Source organism: Streptacidiphilus jiangxiensis, assembly GCF_900109465.1.
Classification (GTDB): domain Bacteria; phylum Actinomycetota; class Actinomycetes; order Streptomycetales; family Streptomycetaceae; genus Streptacidiphilus; species Streptacidiphilus jiangxiensis.
Genome location: NZ_FOAZ01000031.1, coordinates 28,111 through 50,260 on the forward strand (window position 1 = coordinate 28,111; position 22,150 = coordinate 50,260).

Consider the following 22,150-nt stretch of genomic DNA (forward strand, 5'->3'; position numbering starts at 1 on the left):
GGCGAGGTCGAGCGTGCGTCAGTTGCCGGACACGGCCTCGGGCTCGACGCCGCCCAGGACCGCCCACCAGGCGCCGGCCAGCTCGTCCAGCAGCAGGTCGCGGTCGGGCTGCCAGGCGCCCTGGACCACGGTGTCCATGGCCACCTGGTGGAACTGCCGCAGCAGCAACTGCAGGCGCACCCGCGCCCGCGCCGGATCGCCGCAGCGCTCCAGGTACTCCGGGAGCGCCTCGACCAGCCGCTCGACGGCCGCGGAACGGCCTCGGGCGACGGTGCCCTCCACCGCCATCGCCTCGTTGAGCGCGGCGAGCAGGCGCGCGTGCGCCTCGTACCAGCCGAGTGACGCCTCCAGCCAGCGCCGCAGACCCGCGCGGGTGCCGAGCGCCTTCGGCAGGGTCGCGTAGACGCCCCGGTCGGACGGGGTCACCCGGTCCAGCAGGGCGGCCGCCGCCTCCGCCTTGGAGCGGAAGTGCACGTAGAACGTGGCCCGGCTGGCCCCGGCCCGCCGGACGATCTCGTCCACCGTGGCCGCGGCGTAGTCCGTCTCCTCCAGCACCTCACGCACCGCGTCGAGCAGCCGCCGCCGGGTCTGCTCCCGGTACTCGCTGCGCAAGGAAGAAGTCACGGCCGCCACCCTATCCCGTGGGGACCGAGGTGGTGGGCGGCCCCTGCTGCAGGGACAGTCGGGCGACGAGGGCGTCCAGGAAGAGGTCGAGCGCGAAGGGGAAGGCGCTGCGGCTCGTCTCGCGGGTGAGCAGGTGGGCGGTGGCCGCGATGTTGGGGTGGGTCTGGGCGTCCAGGCGCGGATAGGTGTCGCGCCAGGCGGTGCGGTCGGCCTCGGCCGCGGCCGGTGGCAGGGCGAGCGCGGCGGCGTCCAGCGCCGCGAAGGCCAGGCCCAGGTCGGCGAAGGAGCCGTGGATCCGGGCCAGGTCGGTGTCGGGGAACCCTGCCGCGCGCAGCACGCCGATGATGGCCTCGACGGCGCGGGTCTCGTGGACGCGTCCGGTCGTGCGGTGCGCGGCGAGCAGGGCGACCTGGGGGTGGCTCAGGTAGGCCGCGTGCATGCGCATGCCGAGATCGCGCAGGTCCGTTCGCCACTGCCCGGACGAGGCCCAGCCGTCGAGCGCCCGACGGACCATCTCGTCGGCAAGGGCGAGCAACAGGTCGTCGGTGCCACGGAAGTAGCGGTAGACGGCGCTCGGGTCGGCGCCGAGCGCCAGGCCGAGGCGCCGGACCGAGAGCGCGGCCGCGCCCTGCTGTCCGACCAGCCGGATCGCGGTCTCGACGATCAGCTGCTCGGACAGGACCACGCCCTGTTTGGTCGGGCGCCTGCGCCGCCGCTCGGGCTCGGGAACCACCACTCGCTGTGCCATGGCGGGACCTTACGCGATGAGTCAACGAATATGTCAACACCATTGACACGAGAAGGGAGTCGCTGGTTCCGTATGGTTTCACCAGCGCCGAGCGCGCCCTCCCCGTAGCCCGTGAGGCGGTGGATCCATGCAGGACACGACAACGGCCGGCAGCGACCGGACCATGAGCAGGTCCATCGGGACCCGGGACAGCCTGGCGGTGGCCGCCTCCAGCATCGCCGCCACCTCCAGCGTGGGCGTCGGCATCGGCCTGATCGCCGGCGTGGTCGGCCTGCACCTGCCGGGCCTCATGCTGCTCGGCTTCCTGCCGGTGCTCGGCATCGCCGTCGGCTACGCCCAGCTCAACCGGGTCGAGCCCAACTGCGGCAACGCCTACGTGTGGGTCGGGCAGTCGCTCAGCCCCTGGCTCGGCTTCCTGGTCGGCTGGATCAACATCGTCGGCACGATCGTCTTCCTCGCCTACACCACCACGCTGACCGGCTCCGCGCTGCTGCAGCTCGGCGGCGAGGGCGGGCTCCACCACCTGGCCGGGCTCGCGCTGGACCCGAACTCCAGCGGGCAGTCCACCGCGATCGGCATGGTCGTCCTGGCCGCCGTCACCGTCACCGCGATGACCGGCGTCGCCAAGGCCACCCGCTTCCAGACGATCCTGCTGGTCTTCGAGTACCTGGTGCTGCTCGGGTTCTGCGGCTACGGCCTCTTCGCCGGGCACCAGCCCTTCCACCTGTCCTGGTTCGACCCGTTCGGCGCGCCCTCGGCCGGCGCGCTCGCCCAGGGCCTGGTGCTGGCGCTCTTCTGCTACTGGGGCTTCGACTCCGCGTTCAGCGTCTCCGAGGAGGTCGGCGACCCCCGCCAGGCCAGCCGCGGCGGCATCCTCTCGCTCGTCCTGGTCCTCGGCATCTTCCTGCTGGCCGGACTCTCCTTCCAGCGCGTCCTGCCGCTGGACGACCTGGCCGGGAACGGCGCCACGGGCCTGATGTTCTTCGGCGACCGCCTCGCCCGCCAGCCGCTGGCCGCGCTCCCCCTGGTGGCGCTGACCTTCTCGCTGGTCTCCTCCCTGCAGGCCTCCGTCATCCCGACCGCCCGCGGGCTCTTCGCGATGGGCCGCGACGGCACGATGGGCCAGGTGTGGACGCGGCTCCACCCACGCTTCGGCACCCCCGCCCGCGGCACCGCCCTGATCGGCCTGACCGGCGCGGCCGTCGCCGCCGTCTCCCTGGTCCTGCCCACGGTCAACCAGCTGATCGGCGCCGCCGTCAACGCCATCGGCGTGGTCGTCGCCCTCGGCTACGCGCTCACCGCGATCGCCTGCGCCTGGCGCTTCCGCAGCCACCTGCGCACCGCCCCGCGCCGCGCCCTGCTCAGCGTCGTCGTGCCGCTCGTCAGCGCCCTGGCGCTGCTCTTCGTCGGCGGCACGCTCTGCTGGACGCTGGCGACCTCCACCGACCACTTCGCCCTCGACGCCAACAACGGCTGGTTCGAGCTGCTGACCCCGGCGCTGATCATCGTCACCGGGCTCGTCGCCGCCGCCTGGGCCAAGTGGGGCCGCCGCTCCGCCTACTTCACCACCGGCCGCGGCACCGACGCCGACTCCCTCCCGGCGCTCGACGCCGACGCCGGGACCACCGCCACCGCCGGCGCCACGACCTCGCTCGAAGGAATCTCCGCATGACCCACGCCGACCTCGTCCTCACCGGCGGCCCCGTGCTGACCATGGACGGCGCCCGCAGCCGCGCCACCGCGCTCGCCGTCACCGGCGACCGGATCACCGCCGTCGGCCAGGCCCACGAACTGAGCGGTCTGATCGGCCCGCGCACCGAGGTCGTCGACCTCGCCGACCGCGCGCTGGTCCCCGGCTTCCAGGACGCGCACGTCCACCCCGTCGGCGGCGGCGTCGAGCTGATCTCCTGCGACCTCTCCGACGCCGCCGACCTGGCCGCCTACCAGCGCCGCATCCGCGCCGCGGCCGACGCCCTGCCCGCCGGGGCCTGGGTGACCGGCGGCGGCTGGTCGCTCGACAGCTTCCCCGGCGGGCAGCCCACCCGGCAGCAGATCGACGCCGTCGTCGCCGACCGGCCGGTCCTGCTCTCCAACCGCGACCACCACGGCGCCTGGGCCAACACCCTCGCCCTGGAGCTGGCCGGACTCACCGCCGACACCCCCGATCCGGCCGACGGCCGGATCGAGCGCGAGGCCGACGGCACGCCCAGCGGCATGCTCCAGGAGGGCGCGGTGGGCCTGGTCTCGCGCCACGTGCCCGAGGCCGACCTGGAGGACCGCCTGCGCGGCCTGCTGGAGGCGCAGGCGCTGCTCCACTCCTACGGCATCACCGCGTGGCAGGACGCTCTGCTCGGCGTCTACAACGGCATGGCCGACGCCTCCGAGGTCTATGCGCTGGCGATCGAGCGCGGTCTGCTGACGGCGCGGGTGCGCGGTGCGCTGTGGTGGGACCGCGAGCGCGGTGCCGAGCAGATCCCCGAACTCGTCGAGCGCCGCGAGCGGCTGCGGCTGGGCGACCGGTTCAGCGCGGGCACGGTCAAGATCATGCAGGACGGCATCGCCGAGAACCAGACCGCCGCGATGACCGAGCCCTACCGTGACTCCTGCGGCTGCGCGACCGCCAACGCCGGCCTCAGCTTCGTCGACCCCCTCGCCCTGCGCTCCCACGTCACCGCGCTGGACGCGCTCGGCTTCCAGGTCCACTTCCACGCGCTCGGCGACCGCGCGGTGCGCGAGGCGCTGGACGCGGTCGAGGCCGCCCGCGCCGCCAACGGGTGGCGCGACACCCGCCACCACCTCGCCCACCTCCAGGTCGTCCACCGCGACGACATCGCCCGCTTCCGCGAGCTGGGCGCGACCGCCAACATGCAGCCGCTGTGGGCCGCGCACGAGAAGCAGATGGACGAGCTCACCATCCCGTTCCTCGGCGGCGACCTGGCGACCCGCCAGTACCCGTTCGGCGACCTGCATCGCGCGGGCGTGGTGCTGGCCGCCGGCAGCGACTGGCCGGTCAGCAGCCCCAACCCGTTCGAGGGCATCCACGTCGCGGTCAACCGCAGCCACCCGGGCTCGGACCACCCCGTCTTCCTGCCGGAGCAGCGCCTCTCGCTGACCGCCGCCCTGGCCGCCTACACGGCCGGTTCCGCCTACGTGAACCACCTCGACGACACCGGCGTGCTGCGCCCTGGCGCCCTGGCCGACCTCGCCGTCCTCGACCGCGACCCGTACGCGGTCCCGGCCGAGGAGCTGGCGTCGACGACCGTCCACCGCACCTACGTGGGTGGTGTCGCCGTCCACGTCAAGGAGTGATCCGGTTCAGCTCGGGTAGGCGGGACTCGGCGCGCCCTGGATGTAGTGCTCCAGCTGGTCGATGGTGAACTGCTGGTCGGCGATCTGCTGCTTGAGCAGGTCACCGATCGAGACGAGGCCGGTCAGCCGGCCGGCTTCGTCGAGGACCGGGAGGTGGCGCATGCGGTGCTCGGTCATCAGGGCCATGCACTCGGCCGCGGTCTGGGTGGGCTCGACGTAGCGGACCTTGGCGGTCATGATCTCCTCGACGAGCGTCGTCGCCGCCGAACGACCGCGGAGCTCCACCTTGCGGGCGTAGTCCCGCTCCGTGACGATCCCGACGATCCGCTCGTCGGCCATGACCACCAGGGCGCCGATGCCCCTGTCGGCCAGCAGCCGCAGGGCGTCGAGCACGGTGCCGTCCCGTCCGATGGTGTGGACGGTGCGGCCGGCATCGGGTTTGGCAGCTAGGACCTGCGCGACGGTCGGACTCATGCCGTGTCCCTCCTTCGACCTGTGCCTGCCTCTCAGGAGTGGTCATGCCCACAACCCGACCCCGCCGAACGGCCGGGCCGGTCCGGTGTCCGCGCTACGACGGACAGACCGGGGTGCGGGCCAGGGCCGCGGTGGTGGTGCGCAGGGAGGTCTCCAGGACGGTGAGGCGCTGCTGCGGGGCCATCAGGTTCGCGCCCATGGCCACCAGGTCCTCGGGGCCGGGGACGAGCACGTGCACGCGGACGCCGGTCTCGCGCACCTGCCCGGCCTCGCGCAACAGGTGGTTGGTGGAGATCCGGCGCAGGGCGCGCTCCACGCGCGCGGGGACGCTGCGGGGGTGGTCCGTCTCGCGCGCGCAGGTCGGAGCGAGGACGTAGACCTCGTCCAGCTGCTCGCCGGCCAGCAGGTCGAGGTTGGTGTCGGACCAGGCGCAGCCGTCCACGTAGCGGCGCCCGTCGATCCGCACCGGCTCGAACCAGGCGGGCAGCGCGCAGGACGCGGTGACGGCGGAGGCGAGGTCGGTGGTCGGGGCGCCGGGCGTGCCGAAGGGCACGCGCATGCCGGTGTCGAGGTCCACGGCGACCACCCGCAGGGCCGGGTTCGGCGGCCAGCCGTCGTCCAGATGGAGCTGGCGGTACAGGTCGCGGACGCCGCTCAGGCTGCCCCGGCCGGGAGGCGCCGCAGCGGCAAGGACCGTGGTGAACGGCATGCGCTGGGGGTGGCCGGCCAGGTTGCGCAGCAGGCGCAGCGAGCCGATCCCCGGGCGCGGCATCCGGGGCAGCGCGCCGCCCACCCACGTGTCGTAGTCGACCCGGACGCCCCGCATGGGGCCTCCGGCCGGCTCGACGCCGCGCTGGTGGTCGCGCAGGTCGGCCGCGCTGACGCCGATGCCGAGCATGGAGCCGACCAGGGAGCCGGCCGAGGTGCCCAGGATGACGTCCGCGGTGCGCGGATCCCAACCGGTGGCCTCCTGCAGCGCGCACAGCGCACCGATCGTCCAGGCCGCTCCGAGGCTCCCGCCCGCGCCGAGCACCAGCCCGCGCCGCGGCCCGGAGGTCGTACGGGGCGTCGTGCGGGGCACGCCCTCCGGCGCGCCGTCCCTGTGGTCCGTACTCCGCGCCACCGCCATCGTCGAGCGCCGCCTTCCTCACGTGCCTCGCGTCCCGGGCTCACCGACCTGCCGCGTCGGTGGGCCCGCACTCCGCCTCCCACCTCCATGATCGGACGTGCCACGACGAGCCGTGTCGCCGGGGTCGGTTTGCGGGGGTCCGGTCAGTTGCGGCGGCCCTTGTTCCGGAGCCGTCGGCGGCCCACGAACCACCCGATGGCGCCGGAGACCACCGCGGTCACCGCGAGCACCAGCCACAGCGGAGCCGTCACCGTCGGCACCCACAGCCGGACCTTCACGGACTGGGTGTTGGCGGCGACGAACCAGACCAACGCCACCAGCAGCACGCCGACGATCAGCGCGCGGCCGGTGACGTTCATCCCCTTGACGTGCAGCAGCGGCTCACGTCCCTCGGATGTCTTCTCTGCCATGTTCACCAGGATCACCCGGGGGGCGCGGCAGCGCGCGGTGGGTCAGGGAGTGACGATGGCGAAGTCGGGGTCGGGTTCGGTGAGGCTGCCGAGCAGTTCGGCGAGCTTCGCCGGGTCGCCGGTGACCTGGGCCCGCTGCGCCAGCTCCGTCGGCGCGACCGCGCCCGTCAGCACCGCCCGCAGGTCCGCCTCGCCGAGGGAGAGGGAGACGTCCGGCTGCTTCGTCCGGCCCGCCTCGCTGAAGGTGTGCGTGAGCACGCCGTTGCGCAGCCGCTGGGTGATCGTCGGCCCGTCGGTGAGCTCCCACCGCACCGTGACGTCCTTGTCCCAGCTGGCGGGGCCGTCGACACGGATCGCGAGGGCGTCGAAGAGCTGGTCCAGGGTGAGCGCGGCCAGCAGGTCCGGGGAGGAGGCGACGGTCGGGGTGCCGATCGAGCCGTGGCGCAGCTCCAGCGCGCCCATCAGGTAGAAGTTGCGCCAGGTGCCGTTCTCGCTGCCGTAGCCGAGCTGCTCCAGCGCGTCGGCCTGCAGGGTGCGTGCCGCCGCGTTGTCCGGGTCGGCGAACAGCACGTGGTTGACGACCTCGACCACCCAGCGGAAGTCGTTCTCCTCGAAGCTGGCACGGGCGCGCCGCAGGACCTCGTCGGCGCCGCCCATGAACTCCACGTAGCGGGTGGCCGCCTCGACCGGCGGGTGCTGCCACAGGTGGGCGGGGTTGCCGTCGAACCACCCCAGGTAGCGCTGGTAGACCGCCTTGGTGTTGTGGGAGACCGAGCCGTAGTAGCCGTGGGTGTTCCAGGCCTGCTCCAGGGCCGGCGGCATCTGCATCCGCTCGGCGATCTCGGGCCCGGTCAGGCCCTGGTTGAGCATCCGCAGGGTCTGGTCGTGCAGGTAGGCGTAGGTGTCGCGCTGCTCGGTGAGGAACCGTTCGACCCGCTCGCGGCCCCAGACCGGCCAGTGGTGCGAGGCGAAGGCGACGTCGGTGCCGTCCAGGTAGAGTTCGACCGCCTCGGACAGGTAGCGGGCCCACACCCGTGGGTCGCGGACCTCGGCGCCGCGCAGCGTCAGCAGGTTGTGCAGGTTGTGGGTGGCGTTCTCGGCCAGGCACAGCGCCGCGTGGTCGGGGAAGTGGATGTTCAGCTCGGCCGGGGCCTCCGTGCCGGGCGTGAGCTGGAAGACCATCCGGATGCCGTCGACGGTCTCGCTCTGGCCGGTCCGGGTGACCGTCACCGTCGGCGGGATCAGCCCGACCGATCCGGTCGAGGTGGTCTGCCCGAGCCCGGCGCCGACCTGCCCGCGCACACCCTTGGGCAGCGCCGCGCCGTACATGTAGGCGGCGCGGCGGGCCATGGCGGTCCCGGCGTAGACGTTCTCGCTGACGGCGTGCTCCAGGAAGCCTTCCGGCGCGAAGATCGGGACGCCGCCGTCCACCTCCTCCTGACCGACCACGCCCCGGACGCCGCCGAAGTGGTCGACGTGGCTGTGGGTGTAGAGCACACCGGTGACGGGACGGTCGCCGCGGTGGGCGCGGTAGAGCGCGAGCCCGGCCGCCGCGGTCTCGGCGGAGATCAGCGGGTCGATCACCAGCACCCCGCGCTCGCCCTCGACCACCGTCATGTTGGACAGGTCGAAGCCGCGGACCTGGTAGATCCCCTCGGTGACCTCGAACAGGCCGTGCCGGGAGACCAGTCGGCTCTGGCGCCACAGGCTCGGGTTGGCGGTGTCGGGGCAGTCCTGGTCGAGGAAGGCGTAGGCGTTCAGGTCCCAGACGACCCGGCCCTTCCCGTCGGCGATCTCCCCGTCGTCCAGGGAGCCGAGGTAGCCGCGCGCGGCGTCCTCGAAGTCCGCCTCGTCGTCGAAGGGGTACCGCTTGAGCACCGCCTCGTTGGCGGCGGTGATCTGCGGCTGCGCCGCCTTCGACGAACTGTCCTGCGCCATGTCCCTGCCCCTCTCCGCGCCGGGTCCGGTACCCGGCGTCGCCGCCCGCGCGGCTCTGTGCGCCACTGTTCCGAGGGGTCAGGGGGGCGGCCACCCGCACTGCTCCGGACGGGTGAGCCCGGGCGGCCTCCGGCTCACCCGTTCGTCAGGCCAGGCCGTTGACGAGGAGGGTGAACACGGCCGGGAGGCGCGCGGCGGTCGGGACGATGCGGCGGGCGAGGGCCGGGTGCGCCCGGGCCCGGACCAGGGTGTGCGTGAGCAGCCGGTGGCGCCGGGAGGCGCGGCTCCAGGCTCGCTCGTAGGCCGCGGGACGGTCCTCGCGGACGCAGCGGACGAGATGCGCGGCACCGGTCAGGGCGAGCGAGACGCCCTCCCCGGTCAGCGCGTCGACGTACCCGGCGGCGTCGCCGACCAGGAGGATCCGGCCCGCGACCCGGGCCCGGACCCGCTGCCGCAGCGGCCCGGCGCCGCGCACGGCGGTGGCCGCGTGCGAGGCCTGCTCGGCGAGTCGGGCGCACAGGGCCGGGAAGCGGGCCAGTTGCTCGTCGAAGGGTGCCCGGTCGCCGGTCAGCACGGCCACGCCGAGCAGCTCGGGACCGAGCGGGGTGACGTAGGCCTCGGCCCGCGCGGACCAGTGCACTTCCACGTGGTCCGTCCACGGCGGGACGGCGAAGTGCCGGCGCAGCCCGTAGCGGGAGGGGCGGGGGTCGGGCAGGTCCAGGCCCAGGCTCCGGCGCAGCGGCGAGTGGAGGCCGTCCGCGGCGACGAGGTAACGGGCCGCCACTCCCCCGGCGGTGACCTTCTCGCCGTCCTGCCGGACGGATCGCGGGTCGACGCGGAACGGACGGACCGGGACGCCGAGCTCCGCGGCCCGCAGCGCCAGCGCCTCGTGCAGGACGGTGCGCCGCACGCCCAGGCCGTTGCCGTGACGGAATGCGGCCTCGGCGCCGTTCCCGCCCTGCCCGGACCCACCCGCCGCGTCGAGATAGCGGATGCCGTGCAGCACGTGCCCTTTCGGGGTCACGCCGAGAGCGTCGAGCGCCCGCACCGCGCCCGGCATCAGGCCCTCGCCGCAGGCCTTGTCGACCGGGGTCGGGCGCGGCTCGGCCACGGCCACGTCGAGGCCGGCCCGGACGGCGTGGATCGCCGTCGCGAGTCCGGCCGGTCCACCGCCGACGATCAGGAGGTCGAGCACGACACGCCCGCAGCCGCCGGGGGTGGCACGACTCCGGCCAGGGCCGCGTTCTCGCAGCGCAGACGAACGGCCAGCAGCGGCAGGTTCAGCAGCGTGAAGGCGAGGGCGGTCACCCAGGCCGTGTGGACCAGTGGCAGGGCGAACCCCTCGACGACCACGGCCACGTAGTTGGGGTGCCGCAGCAGCGCGTAAGGGCCGGCGTCGACCAGCGGCAGGTCGGGCACGACGATGACGCGCGTGTTCCAGCGCGGTCCGAGCGTGGTGATGCACCACCAGCGCAGCGCCTGCGCGCCGAGCGCGAGAGCCAGCATCGGCCAGCCGAGCGCGGGCAGGAACGGCCGGCCGGCAAGACCCGGCTCGAGGAGGCAGCCGACCAGCAGGCCCGTGTGCAGGACGACCATCACGGGGTAGTGGCCGTCCCCGTGGGCGACGCCGCCGCGCGCCGCGCTCCAGGCGGCGTTGCGGCGCGCGACGACCAGCTCGGCGACCCGTTCCGCGGCGACGAGCACGATCAGCAGGTAGTACCAGGTCATCGGTCGCCTCCGCCCTGCCAGCGGAGCAGCACGACCTCGGAGCTGAACCCCGGGCCGAGCGCCAGCAGCAGGCCCGGGCTGCCGGGCGGCGGGGGCCGCAGGGCCAGGGTGTCGCGCAGGATGTGCAGCACCGACGACGAGGACAGGTTGCCCACCTCGGCGAGCGAACGCCAGGTCAGCTCGAGCGCGTCCGGTCCGAGGCCCAGCGTCTCCTGGAGCGCCTCCAGCACCTTGGGCCCGCCGGGGTGGCAGACCCAGCCCGCCACGCCGTCCGGCTTGAGGTCGTGGGCGGCCAGGAACGAGCGGACCTCCTCGCCCAGGTGCAGCCGGACCAGCTCGGGCAGTTCGGCGCCCAGCACGATCGAGAATCCGCTGTCGCCGATGTCCCAGCCCAGCGCGCGCTCGGTGCCGGGGTAGAGGCGGCTCCGGGTGCTCACCACATCGGGCCCGGAGAACTCCTGACGGCGCGGATGGTGGCGGCCGACGGCCACGAGCGCGGCGGCGCCGTCGCCGAAGAGCGCCCCGGCCACCAGGTTCGCCACGGAGGTGTCGGCGCGCTGCAGGGTCAGCGAGCACAGTTCGACCGAGAGCAGCACCGCGACCTGGTCCGGGTGGCCCTCGAGGTAGTCGTGGACCCGGGCGAGTCCGGCCGCCCCTGCGACGCAGCCGAGGCCGAACACGGGGATGCGCTTGACGTCCGGCCGCAGGCCCAGCCGCCCCGCGAGGCGGGCCTCCAGGGAGGGCGCGGCGATGCCCGTGACCGAGGTGGCGAGGACGAGGTCGACCTCCTGCGGGGCGATCCCGGCCTCGTCCAGGGCGGCCGCGAGCGCCCGCTCGGCGAGCCGCACCCCCTCCTCGATGAACAGGTCGTTCGCCGCACCGAACCCGTCGAGCCCGGCATAGCGTTCGAGCGGCTGGACGAGGTGCCGGGTGCGGACACCGGCGGTGGCGTGCAGGCGCTCCAGTACGGCGCGCTCCCGCGTTTCGTCGTGTGCCCCCTCCAGGCACATCGTCGCGAGCGCGTCGGTGATCTCACGCTGGCGGTACCGGTGTTCCGGAAGCACTCCGTGGACAGCCGCGATTCGCGTCATCCAGCCATCATAGGCCGTCATCTGATCAATCCTCAGAACACGAACCGAACATCCGGAACATCAGCTGAACGAAGAGTTCCCGGGCATTTCACGCGCGTGGCGCGGCGCGCGCCGGGGATGTCGTTCTACGCTCGGGGCGTGGACGCCGTCGGAGTGGTGGACCGGACCGGACCCGGCGCGGCCCGGGCCCTCGGGCGTGTCCGGAGTCTGCTGCTGGCCGCTCACCCCGCTCCCGCCGCCGCGGTGACGGCCGTGGTCACCGCGCTGGCCGCCGCGTCCGGGCGTGGCGTGACCGGCACGGCGCTGATCGGGGCGTCCGTGCTGGCCGGCCAGCTCTCCATCGGCTGGAGCAACGACGCGGTGGACGCCGCCCGGGACACCGTCGCGGCACGGGCCGACAAACCGCTGGCGACGGGCGCCGTCTCCCGGCGCACGGTGGCGGTCGCGGCGGCGTGCGCGCTCACCGCCTGCGTCCCGCTGTCCCTCGCGAGCGGACGGTCCGCCGGCAGCCTGCACCTGGTCGGGGTGGCCGCGGGCTGGGCCTACAACCTCGGCGTGAAACGGACCGCCTGGTCCTGGCTCCCCTACGGCCTCGCCTTCGGTCTGCTTCCCGCCTACCTGACCCGCGCGCTCCCCGGCTCCCCGTGGCCGCACTGGTGGGCACCCACTGCTGCGGCACTGCTGGGCGTGGGCGCCCACGCGGCCAACGTCCTGCCGGACATCGACGACGACCTGCGGGCCGGGGTGCGGGGCCTGCCGCAGCGGCTGGGCGGGCGCGGAGCGCGCGTGCTCGCCGCCGGCGCACTGGGCGCGGGCTCGGCCGTGCTCCTGTGCGGGCCGTCCGGTCCCGTGGATCTGTCCGGCGTGCTCGGCCTCACGGCCGCGGGTGCGCTCTCCTCGGCCGTCGTCCTGTGGCCGCCGGGCCGGAGCCGCGCGCCGTTCCTCGCCTGCCTGGCCCTGGCCGGCGCCGACGTGCTCCTGCTGCTCCTGCGCGGCGGTCGCCTGGCGGGCTGAGCCCACCAGGCCGTTCGCGGGCCACCGCCCCGGCGGGGCGCGACCTCAGTAGCCGTAGCCGCCGCCTCCGGAGCCGCTGGTGCTCGGGCTCGGCGCCGGCGTCGCGGGAGCACTGGTGATCGCGTTGCCGTCGACGCCGACGACGTACCAGGTGCCGCCGAAGTTGGTGATCCCCTCCCCGGTCACGTCACCGGACTTGGTGTCCTTCACGAAGGTGTAGAGGGGGTGGCCGTGGTAGGTGACCTGCGTCGTGTGGTCCGTGCGGGCGGTCGTGCCGACCATCGAGGCGTTGAGACCGCTGCTGGTCGGTGTGCCCGCCGTGTGGGCCGGCGGCCAGAAGGACGCGCACGTCCCGTAGCAGCTGGACTTGCCACCGGAGTCCGCAGTCAGCAGGTACAGGGTGCGGCCGGAGCCGTCCACCAGGATCTGCCCGTACTTCGAGTTCACGGTGTGCACCGCCGCGGAGGTCGTCGCGGTGGATCCGCCTGTCGAGCTGGGAGGCGAGGAGACCGCGTTCTTGGTGCTGGAGCTGCAGCCGACGGCCAGGGCCGCGACAGCCATGGCGACGGCCGGGAGGGCGAGGAGACGATTCATGACGATCTTCTTCCGAGAGGACTGCCGCGACACCCGCTGTGAAGCGGTCGGTCCGTCGGCCCGCCGAAAGCGGGGTCCTGCCCGGTACTACGCCCACGGACGGAAGCGGGTTCAGCTCCCGCGAGCCGGGCCTTGGCCAAGCTCCCGTGGGGCCCTGCCGGAGGCCCCGCCTTCCCGGTTCCTGCGCGGATACGCGATCGTTGACGCATGAACGATCATCACGCCACGCCCGACAGCGCCGTCGGCGTCCTCGACCCACGCGAGGTCGAGGAGATCCGGCAGTTCTGGGGCGGTCTCGGGCTGCCGGGCCTCGTCGACGTCCACACGCACTTCATGCCCGAGCGTGTCCTGCGCAAGGTCTGGGACTACTTCGACGCCATGGGGCCGCTGACCGGCGGGGCGGCCTGGCCGATCACCTACCGCCACGAGGAGGACGAGCGCAGCGCCGTCCTCCGGGCCTTCGGCGTCCGCGCGTTCACCGCGATGCTCTACCCGCACAAGGCCGGCATGGCCCGCTGGCTGAACACCTGGGCCGTCGACTTCGCCCGGCGCACCCCCGACTGCCTGCACACCGCGACGCTCTTCCCCGAGCCCGACGTGGAGGCGTACGTCCGCGAGGCCGTCGAGGCGGGCGCGCGGGTGTTCAAGGCGCACGTGCAGGTCGGCGCCTACGACCCGACCGACGAGCTGCTCCGGTCGGCCTGGGGCCTGCTGGCCGAGGCGGGCGTCCCCGTCGTCATCCACTGCGGCTCCGGACCCGCGCCCGGCAAGCACACCGGCCCCGAGCCGATCGCCGCGGTCCTGGCCCGGCACCCGCGGCTGCGCCTGATCGTCGCGCACCTCGGCATGCCCGAGTACGAGGACTTCCTCACCCTGGCCGAGCAGTACGACCAGGTGCGGCTGGACACGACGATGGCCTTCACCGACTTCAGCGAACAGCTGATGCCCTTCCCGAAGCGGGCCCTGCCGCGCCTGGCCGACCTGGGCGACCGGGTGCTGCTCGGCTCCGACTTCCCCAACATCCCCTACCCCTACCTGCACCAACTGCGCGCCCTGGAGCGCCTCGACCTCGGCCCGGACTGGCTCCGGGCCGTCTGCCACGACAATGCGGCGCGTCTCTTCGCCCTGTGACGACTCGTCATCCGGCGTTCGACCGCATCACCGCGGCCGCCGCGTACCGGAGCCAGGCGTACCAGGTCAGGTCGTCCCACCACGGGCGGCCGCGCTCCGCGTCGCGCGGCTCGTGGCCGAGCAGCCCCAGGGCCCGGTCGGTGGCGTCGTTCCCGGGGAACAGCAGGCTGAAAGCGGCGAGTTCCCCGGCCAGCGCGGCGGCAACCCGCCCGGAGCCACCGCGAGACGCGAGATGCGCGTCCGCGACGAGGGCGGGCAGGACGGTGGGGTCGTCGTACTCCCGGTACGGGCCCGCGCCGCCGTGGGCGAGCAGGTCGCGGCAGGTGGCGAGGAGGAGGTGGAGCTCGGGGAAGAGCTCGCGCAACTCCCAGGCGCTGAGCGGGAGCTGATCCGGTCCGGGGGCTCGCTCGACGGGTTTCCGCAGGTCGAGCAAGTGCAGCGACAAGGCGGCGACCTCCTTCTGCACCCCGGTCGCGACCGGGTCGCCGAGGTCGAGGACCTGGAGCCTGCTCGCCCAGGGCATCGCCACCAGAAGGGAGCGCCGGACGCGGCGGCGCCCGGACTCGGCCGGGCCGCCGCCGAACGCGTCGAGCAGGTGCCGGGCGTGGCCGTGACGTCGGCCGCCACCCGGTGTCGGCTCGGTGTCGGCCTCGACCCTGGCGGGCGCACCGGCCGATGCGATCTGGCGGAGCCGGTACTGCGCCTGGGCCAGCAGCGCCGGCCAGCCCAACGACGGGACCTCGTCCGACGGCCAGTCCCGCCAGGGCAGCAGACGCCACCGGTCCAGCGCGAGCAGCTCGGTCAACTGTCGTACCAGGTCAGCAAGTTCCAGGCGCCGCAGGGAGATGTCCACCGGGTCGGCGGGGTCGAAGAAGCCGAGCACCGCGCTCTCGGTCGCCAGCACCTCGTCCGCCGTCCCGACCGGCTCGGGGAAGGAGACGAGACCCTCCTGCACGGCCAGCACCCAGAGGTCGCACAGTTCCGAGGCCTCCACATACAAGCGGCGCACCGTCCTGCTGTCGAGCGGGCGGTCCGATCGGCCGCAGCTCGCGATCAGATCCTCGAGTTGCCGGGCGGGCGCGGCGGCGGGCACGCCGAACCACTCTCCCACCCGATCGAGCGCCCATCCCCGGGGAGACCGGAGCGCGGCGGCCGGATCCGCCAACTCGGCGCAGAACGACTCCAGCCCCTGCCGCGCGGCGACGGGCAGGGCCAGCTCGGTCGTGGCCAGGAACTCCACGAGCGTGTCCTCCGGCTCCCCGCGCGCCGCCGCGGTCCGCACCCGCGGATGCGCGAACCACTCCAACTCACGGCACAGCAGCCGCACCTGGCCATCGTCCGGCTCGACGCCGAGCGCACGGAGAAAGGCCGGTCCCGCCGTCATCGGCTCCGCCACTACCCTCAGCTCCCCCGGTCACCGACACCCTGCGCGCTCACCCTAACGCCGGCCGACCGGCTCCCTGACCGGCTCCCCGACCGGCTCCACGCCTGCCCGCTCGGCGGCCCGTTGCCGCAGGCCGAGGACGAGGCCGGCGATCACCACGGCGATGCCCAGCCAGACCGTGGCGCCCGGAGCGCCGGTGCCCGAGGCGGTGGCGACCAGGGCCGCCGACAGTGGGGCGATGCCGGTGAGCAGTCCGGCGCGGCCCGCGCCGACGGCGCGGACGGTCGAGTACCACAGGACGAAGGCGACCGCCGTCACCATGAGGGCCAGGTACCCCGTCGCCGCCCACTGGGTCATGGTCAACTTCGTGACGGCCGACGGCCCTTCACGCGTCACACCGAGAGTGGCGAAGACCGCCGCGCCCATCCACGTCGCGTGGACGGACACGCCCCACGGCGAGTGCCGCGGCAGAACCGGCACGGCGAGCAGGGTGAACGCGGCCTCGCAGCACAGGGCCAGTGCCGCCCAGCCGAGGCCGACGGCGTCGGTCCGGCCCGTGCCCTCGACCAGCACGGCGCCGAGCATGACCACGGGCGCCGCGAGCAGCACCTGCCGGCTCGGCCTGCGCCGCTCCAGCAGCGGGCCCACCAGGCCGAGCACCAGCGGCACGCAGGCCACCGCCACGGCGACCGCCGCCGGCTCCGCGTGGGCGACGCCGCGCACCACCGCCACGTTGAACAGCACCAGGCCGCTGACCGCGAGCCCGGCCAGCCACAGCCACTCCCGTCCGCGCGGCCGCACCACACGGGCCCCGGCGAACCGGGCGAGGAGCAGCAGGGTGGCGGTCGCGGCGGCATACCGGACGGCCTGGGAGGTGAACAGCGGCGCGTCGACGAGCGTGCGGGAGACGGTCACGCTGCCGCCGACCAGCGCCATCCCGGCCATGCCGGGCAGGAGCTGCGCGAGCCGTGGGGAGTTTCGGTCCATGCCGTCCACACTGCCCGCACAATGGACCCATGGGCAGGTCCACCGTGGCACCGAACAAGGGGTCCAAAGTGTCCGCTGGGACGTCGGGCGCGGTCGTCGGCTCGGACTTCCTGCAGTTGGCCATCGACGAGGCACCGCCAGGCGGGCGTACGACCTGGCTCGCCGACCGGCTGCGGGCGGCCATCGCGGACGGACGGCTGCCGGTCGGGACACGGCTGCCCGCCAGCCGGGTGCTGGCCCAGGAGTTGCGGGTCACCCGGGGCGTGGTGATCGAGGCCTACCGGCGGCTCGCCGAATCCGGTCAGATCGCCGGGCGCGGCCGACTGGGCACGGTGGTCGTGGCCGCTCCCGTCCGGCCCTCCGCCCGGCCGCCGGCCCGCCCCCTCGACCGGCCCGCCACCGGAGCGCCGGTGCAGCCACCGGCCCAGCCGGCTGTCCGACCCGACGCGCGCCTCCCGGACGGCGAGGCGGAGTGCGGCGCCGCGTTGTTCGGGTCGGCGGAGCGCGAAGGCGTCGTCGACACTCTGCGCACCCTGCCCTGCCGGATCGACTTCTCCCCCGGCGTTCCCGATCTGGCCGCCTTCCCCCGCACCGCGTGGCTGCGCGCCGAGCGCGCCGTGCTGGCCGGTCTCACCCCGGCCGACTTCGGCTACGGCGACCCCCGCGGCGCCCCGGCCCTGCGGCGGGCGGTCGTGGGCTGGCTGGCGCGCAACCGCGGCATCCTGGCCGACCCGGACGAGGTGGTGGTGGTCGCGGGGGTGGCCCAGGCCCTCGCCCTGCTCGGGCCGGTCCTGCTGGCGGAGGGGATCGGCCCGGTCGCCGTCGAGGACCCGGGATCGCTGGGCGCCCGCCAACAGCTGGAGTACGTCGGGCTCACGCTCGTGCCGGTGCCGGTGGACGCCGGAGGGCTCGACGTCCGCGCGTTGCGTGCCTGCGGCGCCCGCGCCGTGCTGCTCACCCCGGCCCACCAGTTCCCCACCGGAGCGGTTCTGGACGGGGAGCGTCGGCGCGAGCTGCTCGCCTGGGTGGCCGACGGCGGCCTGGTGATCGAGGACGACTACGACGCCGAGCACCGTTACGACCGGCCCCCGGTGCCCGCGCTGCGTTCCCTGCTGCCCGAGGGCGTCTGCTACGCGGGCAGTGTCTCCAAGCTGCTCGCACCCGCCCTGCGGATCGGCTGGCTGCTGGTGCCGCCGGAGCGCCGCGAGGCGATCGTGGCCGCGAAGCGGCACGCCGACCTCGGCAACGGCGTGCTCACCCAGCTCGTCCTGGCCCGGCTGATGGACTCCGGCGAGCTGGAACGGCATCTGCGCCATGTCCGGCTGCGCCACCGCAAGCGCCGGGACGTCATGCTGCGGGCGCTCGCGGCCCACCTGCCCGCCGCCCGCGTGCACGGTGCGGCGGCGGGCCTGCACCTGACGGTGACCTTCGACGGCGCCTTCGGCGACCTCGACGACACCGCGCTCGCCTCGGCGGCGCTCGCCCGCGGCGTCAAGGTCCACCCGCTCTCCTGGCACCGCATCCAGCCGGGCCCTCCGGGCCTTGTACTCGGCTACGCGGCGGACCCGGCCCACGAGATCGACGAGGGCGTCTCCCTGCTCGCCGCCGCGCTGGGGGATCTGCGCCGCGACGGCTGACGGGCCGCCGGCGCCGCCGAAGACCGGCGCCACCCGTGGATCAGTGCGGCGGGACGACGATCTCGCGCTTGAGGATCTTGCCGGTCGGTCCCTTCGGCAGTTCCTCGACGAGGCGGACCACGCGCGGGTACTTGTAGGCGGCGACGCGCGCCCGCACGTGGGCGCGGAGCTCCTCGGCCCCGGCCTGGGCGCCGGGCTTGAGGCGGACCACTGCGGCGACCTCCTCCCCGTGCACCGCGTGGGGCACCCCGACGACGGCGGCCTCGGCGACGGCCGGATGCTCGTAGAGGACCTCCTCGATCTCGCGCGGGTAGACGTTGTAGCCGCCGCGGATGATCATGTCCTTCTTCCGGTCGACGACGAAGTAGTAGCCCTCGGCGTCCCGGACCGCCAGATCGCCGGTGAGGAACCAGCCGTCGCGCAGGGCCTCGGCCGTGGCCTCGGGGCGGTTGCGATAGCCGGCCATGACGTTCTCGCCGCGCACCGCGATCTCGCCGATCTCGCCGTCCGGGGCGTCGCCGCCGTCGGATCCGACCAGGCGCAGTTGCACGCCGCGCACGGGCAGGCCGATCGAGCCGGGCTTGCGCGGCCGGTCCGGCGGGTTGAACGCGGCGACGGGTGAGGTCTCCGAGAGGCCGTAGCCCTCCAGGACCGGCACGCCGAAACGCCGTTCGAACCCGTGCAGCACCTCGACGGGCAGCGCCGCGCCACCCGAGACCGCGAGGCGCAGCGCCGCCGGAGCGTCGGCCTCGGCAGGGACGGCCTGGAGCAGCGCGGTGTACATGGTGGGCACGCCCAGGAAGACGGTGACCGCGTCGCGGCGCATGATCTCCAGGGCCCGCTGCGGGTCGAACCGCGGCAGCAGTGTGAGGGTGGCCCCGGCGGCCACGGCGGTGTTGAGAGCGCAGGTCTGGCCGAAGGCGTGGAAGAGCGGCAGGCCGCCGAAGAGCACGTCGTCCGGGCCGGCCCGGAACAGGGTCTCCACGGTGGTGGCGGTGTTGGAGAGCAGGTTCCGGTGGGTCAGCTGCGCGCCCTTGGGCGTTCCGGTGGTGCCGGAGGTGTAGAGGATCAGCGCGATGTCGTCGTCCGCGCGGTCGACGCAGCCGGGCAGCGGGGCGTGGTCGCGCAGCCGCTCCTCGTCCTCCCCGGGCTCGACGACCAGGCACTCGCCGCCGGTCCCGAGGACGGCCTCCCGGGCCTCCGCGGCGGAGGACGGAGCGGTCAGCACGATTTGCGCGCCCGAGTCGCCCAGGGCGAACGCGATCTCCCGGGCCTTCAGCAGCGGGTTGAGCGGCACGACCACGGCGCCGGCGCGCAGGATCCCGTAGTAGGCGACAGGGAACTGCACGATGTTCGGCATGATCAGCGCGACCCGGTCACCCGGCCGGACCCCGCGTGACCGCAGCAGCGCGGCGGTGCGGGCGCTGAGGTCGTCGAGCTCGGCGTAGCCGAGGGCGACGTCGTCCTGTCGTACGGCGGTCCGGCCGGGGCCGGTGGCGGCCGTGCCGATCAGCAGCGAGGCGAGGTTGGTCATGGTCGGCGGCTCCGGGGGTGGGGATCAGCGGACGGAGGTCAGGGCGGAGGGGCGAGAGGGGAAGTGGGCGAGCGGAGCTCGGACCGGGGAGACGACGTCGCACGGCGGCACACCACCGCGGCCCGCTCCCGCCGCGGTCGCCCCGCCCCAGAACGCGTCCGGCAGCGAACGGGGCTGATGCGGGGTCAGCCACAGTCGCAGCAGGTGACGTCGGTGGGCCGGGTCGGGGCCGTCCTCGAACGCCTCGCGGCTGTGCAGCACCGCGTGGTTGTTGAGCAGCAGCACGTCACCCACCTCCAGCTGCAGTTCGTGGCGGAAACCGGGCGAGGCGGCCAGGTCGTCCAGCAGGTCGAAGAGTTCGGCGTCCGCCGGCTGCGGCCGGGGCTCCTGGCGGAAGCGCCGGGCGGAGTCCAGCCGCAGGCGGTCGTAGCGCAGGCTCAGCCGCCCGTCCTGCCAGACGGCGAGCGGGAGCTCGTGCCAGGGGAGCTCGCCGGGCTCGTGCTCCTCACGGCGGTCCAGGCGGTGGCGACGGAACAGCCGGGCGGCCAGGTCGGGGCGCCGCTCCAGCACGGCGTTGTGCAGCGCGCCGGAGCTGACCAGCGAGATCCGGCCGCCCGTCCGCGGGGCGCTCAGCTGGAGCAGCGCCGTCACGTCGGCCGGGTCGCTGTGGAAGGGCAGCGCGGCCCGGGTCTGGTAGCCGCGGGTGGCGGGATCGGCCAGGTCGCGACCGGTGTCCATGACGTGTCCGAGCATGTGGCCCGCCGCGTTCTGCGACACCGCCACGCCGAGGTGACGGCCGACGCACCAGAACACGGTGCTCACGTCGGCCGTCCCGAGCCGCTCGACGGGCAGGCCCTTGAGCAGGACGAAGCCGCGTCCGTGCTCCAGCTTCTTCGCGAGGCGGCGCAGCAGTGCGGCCGTGCGCGGCAGCGGGAAGTCCTCGTGGGTGAGGCGGAGCAGCGGCACGTCGCGCTGCCGGGCCACCCGCAGCGCCTGCTCCAGCTCCCGCACGTGCCCGGCGTCGAGCTCCGCGGTGGTCACGGTCGCGCTCAGCTCCGGCCCGCGCCAGACGGCGGGGCCCTTCGCCAGAGGGAAGGGCGGATGGAACGGATGCTGGAGTCGCGGATGCAGCACCATGGGAACCTCCTGGAAGCCCGGGGGCGACGGCGACGCTCACCCGGTGGCAGGAACAGTAGGCAGCCGCGCCGAGTGATGCTTGTCCTGGCGGGACGGATCGCTTACCTTCTCGGGACACGGGGTGGCCGCGAGAGAACGGAACCGCCTGTGAAACCCCTTGTCCGCACCGCCGCGCTGCAGGGCTACATCGAGCTCAGCCGGTCCCTGGGACTCGATCCGCAGACGCTGCTGCGTCGCGTCGGACTCGACGCCGCCGCCCTGGCCGTCCAGGACCGCTGGATCTCGGCCGTGGCGTGCGTGCAGCTGCTGGAGCTGTCGGCCGCGGAGTCCGGCCGCGAGGACTTCGGACTGCGGGTGGCCGAGTACCGCCGACTGTCCACGCTCGGGCCGATCGGCCTGGTCGTGCGGGAGGAGCCGAACGTCCGCAGCGCGGTGGAGCTGCTGCTGCGCCACCAGGACATGTACAACGAGGCCCTGCACACCCGCCTGGTCGAGGCCCAGGGGCTGGCCAGCCTCAAGGTCACCGTGGATCCGGGCGAGCGGATGGAGATACGGCAGGCGACCGAGCTCGCCGTGGCGGCGTACCACCGGGTGGTGCGCGGGTTCATGGGCGGGCGCTGGCAGCCGCTCAGCGTCTGCTTCACCCACCGCGCCCCCGCCGACACCGGCACGCACCGGCGAATCTTCGGCCCCGTCGTGGAGTTCGAGCGCGAGTTCAACGGCATGGTCTTCTACGCGGCCGACCTGGACACCGCCAACGCCCTCGCCGATCCGCAACTGCTCACCTACGCCCGCCAGTTCTTCGACGCGATCGCCTCCCCCAAGGACGACGCGGCGGCCGTCGACCGGGTGCGCGAGCTGATCGAGGTGCTGCTGCCCACCGGCAACTGCTCGGTCGAGCAGGTGGCACACAGCCTCGGCGTGGACCGCCGCACGGTGCACCGCTGGCTGGCGGAGTCCGGCGAGAGCTTCTCGTCGCTGCTGGGCTCCACCCGAAGGGAGTTGGCCGAGCAGCTGGTGGCCAGTCCGCGGCGGTCGCTGACGGAGATCTCCGGGCTCCTCGGCTTCTCCTCACCGAGCGCCTTCTCGCGCTGGTTCCGCGAACAGTTCGGCTGCAGCGCCCGCGACTGGCGCGCGCAGCACGCCTGACGTCCCCCTGCGCCGAGGTGATGTCCCGAATTGGCAAGTACCTCGTCTCCACGGGTAAAGCGCGCCGGTTCCCGCCGACCTACGGTGGCTGCACTCCGCCGCCTCTTCTTCAGCGGCCGGCCATCCCCACCC

20 protein-coding genes are annotated in these 22,150 nt (G+C 74.1%); 6 read left to right on the top strand and 14 right to left on the bottom strand.

The window, feature by feature from the left end:
• Window positions 1-18: 18 nt before the first annotated feature.
• Both BMY61_RS38070 and BMY61_RS38075 read right to left on the bottom strand, forming a co-directional pair.
• Window positions 19-624: a TetR/AcrR family transcriptional regulator gene (locus BMY61_RS38070; RefSeq protein ID WP_161791299.1), complete on the bottom strand. Its 606-nt coding sequence runs from the start codon at window positions 622-624 to the stop codon at window positions 19-21.
• Between the two features lie 10 nt (window positions 625-634).
• Complete coding sequence (locus BMY61_RS38075) at window positions 635-1,372, bottom strand: TetR/AcrR family transcriptional regulator (RefSeq protein ID WP_042452720.1); 738 nt, start codon at window positions 1,370-1,372, stop codon at window positions 635-637.
• Window positions 1,373-1,499: 127 nt separating this feature from the next.
• On the opposite strand from BMY61_RS38075, the gene BMY61_RS38080 reads away from it, so the two are divergent.
• Window positions 1,500-3,044 carry an APC family permease gene (locus BMY61_RS38080; RefSeq protein WP_042452717.1) on the top strand — a complete coding sequence of 515 codons (1,545 nt, stop codon included), beginning with the start codon at window positions 1,500-1,502 and terminating at the stop codon, window positions 3,042-3,044.
• Window positions 3,041-4,681, top strand: a complete 1,641-nt coding sequence (locus BMY61_RS38085; protein ID WP_042452715.1) for an amidohydrolase — start codon at window positions 3,041-3,043, stop codon at window positions 4,679-4,681. Before BMY61_RS38080 ends, BMY61_RS38085 begins: the two co-directional genes overlap by 4 nt.
• 6 nt (window positions 4,682-4,687) lie before the next feature.
• On the opposite strand, the gene BMY61_RS38090 is transcribed toward BMY61_RS38085, so the two are convergent.
• The 7 genes from BMY61_RS38090 to BMY61_RS38120 all read right to left on the bottom strand — a co-directional run bounded on the left by BMY61_RS38090 (window position 4,688) and on the right by BMY61_RS38120 (window position 11,451).
• A complete protein-coding gene (locus tag BMY61_RS38090) occupies window positions 4,688-5,155 on the bottom strand; it encodes a CBS domain-containing protein (protein ID WP_042452713.1) in 468 nt (155 codons plus the stop codon).
• A 94-nt stretch (window positions 5,156-5,249) separates the two neighbouring features.
• A complete protein-coding gene (locus BMY61_RS38095; RefSeq protein ID WP_063773320.1) occupies window positions 5,250-6,236 on the bottom strand; it encodes a patatin-like phospholipase family protein in 987 nt (328 codons plus the stop codon).
• Window positions 6,237-6,427: 191 nt separating this feature from the next.
• Entirely contained in the window at window positions 6,428-6,694 is a 267-nt protein-coding gene (locus tag BMY61_RS38100; protein WP_052439036.1) for a LapA family protein, read from the bottom strand.
• A gap of 42 nt (window positions 6,695-6,736) precedes the next feature.
• Entirely contained in the window at window positions 6,737-8,632 is a 1,896-nt protein-coding gene (locus BMY61_RS38105; protein ID WP_042452711.1) for an alkyl/aryl-sulfatase, read from the bottom strand.
• Window positions 8,633-8,777: 145 nt separating this feature from the next.
• Window positions 8,778-9,827, bottom strand: coding sequence for an NAD(P)/FAD-dependent oxidoreductase (locus BMY61_RS38110; RefSeq protein WP_042452710.1), 1,050 nt, complete (start codon window positions 9,825-9,827; stop codon window positions 8,778-8,780).
• A complete protein-coding gene (locus BMY61_RS38115) occupies window positions 9,812-10,360 on the bottom strand; it encodes an isoprenylcysteine carboxyl methyltransferase family protein (protein WP_042452708.1) in 549 nt (182 codons plus the stop codon). Before BMY61_RS38115 ends, BMY61_RS38110 begins: the two co-directional genes overlap by 16 nt.
• A complete protein-coding gene (locus tag BMY61_RS38120) occupies window positions 10,357-11,451 on the bottom strand; it encodes a type III polyketide synthase (protein WP_042452896.1) in 1,095 nt (364 codons plus the stop codon). The genes BMY61_RS38115 and BMY61_RS38120 overlap by 4 nt, the downstream gene beginning before the upstream one ends.
• A gap of 138 nt (window positions 11,452-11,589) precedes the next feature.
• Here BMY61_RS38120 and BMY61_RS38125 point away from each other — a divergent pair, with 138 nt between their 5' ends.
• Window positions 11,590-12,465 (top strand): UbiA family prenyltransferase, encoded by an 876-nt coding sequence (locus BMY61_RS38125; protein WP_236656284.1) that lies wholly within the window; start codon window positions 11,590-11,592, stop codon window positions 12,463-12,465.
• Between the two features lie 45 nt (window positions 12,466-12,510).
• Here BMY61_RS38125 and BMY61_RS38130 read toward each other — a convergent pair whose 3' ends face one another.
• On the bottom strand, window positions 12,511-13,059 hold the full coding sequence (locus BMY61_RS38130; RefSeq protein ID WP_042452707.1) for a COG4315 family predicted lipoprotein: 549 nt from the start codon (window positions 13,057-13,059) through the stop codon (window positions 12,511-12,513).
• A 207-nt stretch (window positions 13,060-13,266) separates the two neighbouring features.
• Between BMY61_RS38130 and BMY61_RS38135 the strand changes: the two genes are divergently transcribed.
• Window positions 13,267-14,190 carry an amidohydrolase family protein gene (locus tag BMY61_RS38135; protein ID WP_042452704.1) on the top strand — a complete coding sequence of 308 codons (924 nt, stop codon included), beginning with the start codon at window positions 13,267-13,269 and terminating at the stop codon, window positions 14,188-14,190.
• 7 nt (window positions 14,191-14,197) lie between these two features.
• Here the strand turns inward: BMY61_RS38135 and BMY61_RS38140 are convergent, their stop codons facing one another.
• Together BMY61_RS38140 and BMY61_RS38145 are read right to left on the bottom strand one after the other, a co-directional pair.
• On the bottom strand, window positions 14,198-15,574 hold the full coding sequence (locus BMY61_RS38140) for a hypothetical protein (RefSeq protein WP_143094722.1): 1,377 nt from the start codon (window positions 15,572-15,574) through the stop codon (window positions 14,198-14,200).
• Between the two features lie 54 nt (window positions 15,575-15,628).
• Window positions 15,629-16,561: a DMT family transporter gene (locus tag BMY61_RS38145; RefSeq protein WP_042452700.1), complete on the bottom strand. Its 933-nt coding sequence runs from the start codon at window positions 16,559-16,561 to the stop codon at window positions 15,629-15,631.
• A 29-nt stretch (window positions 16,562-16,590) separates the two neighbouring features.
• Between BMY61_RS38145 and pdxR the strand changes: the two genes are divergently transcribed.
• Window positions 16,591-18,198, top strand: a complete 1,608-nt coding sequence (gene pdxR / locus BMY61_RS38150; protein ID WP_075004223.1) for a MocR-like pyridoxine biosynthesis transcription factor PdxR — start codon at window positions 16,591-16,593, stop codon at window positions 18,196-18,198.
• A 40-nt stretch (window positions 18,199-18,238) separates the two neighbouring features.
• Here pdxR and BMY61_RS38155 read toward each other — a convergent pair whose 3' ends face one another.
• Window positions 18,239-19,732: a long-chain-fatty-acid--CoA ligase gene (locus BMY61_RS38155; RefSeq protein WP_042452696.1), complete on the bottom strand. Its 1,494-nt coding sequence runs from the start codon at window positions 19,730-19,732 to the stop codon at window positions 18,239-18,241.
• A 24-nt stretch (window positions 19,733-19,756) separates the two neighbouring features.
• Window positions 19,757-20,869 (bottom strand): TauD/TfdA family dioxygenase, encoded by a 1,113-nt coding sequence (locus BMY61_RS38160; protein ID WP_042452693.1) that lies wholly within the window; start codon window positions 20,867-20,869, stop codon window positions 19,757-19,759.
• A gap of 147 nt (window positions 20,870-21,016) precedes the next feature.
• Here BMY61_RS38160 and BMY61_RS38165 point away from each other — a divergent pair, with 147 nt between their 5' ends.
• The gene (locus BMY61_RS38165; protein ID WP_042452692.1) at window positions 21,017-22,018 is read left to right on the top strand and encodes an AraC family transcriptional regulator; all 1,002 of its coding nucleotides are present in this window, start codon (window positions 21,017-21,019) and stop codon (window positions 22,016-22,018) included.
• Window positions 22,019-22,150: the final 132 nt, after the last annotated feature.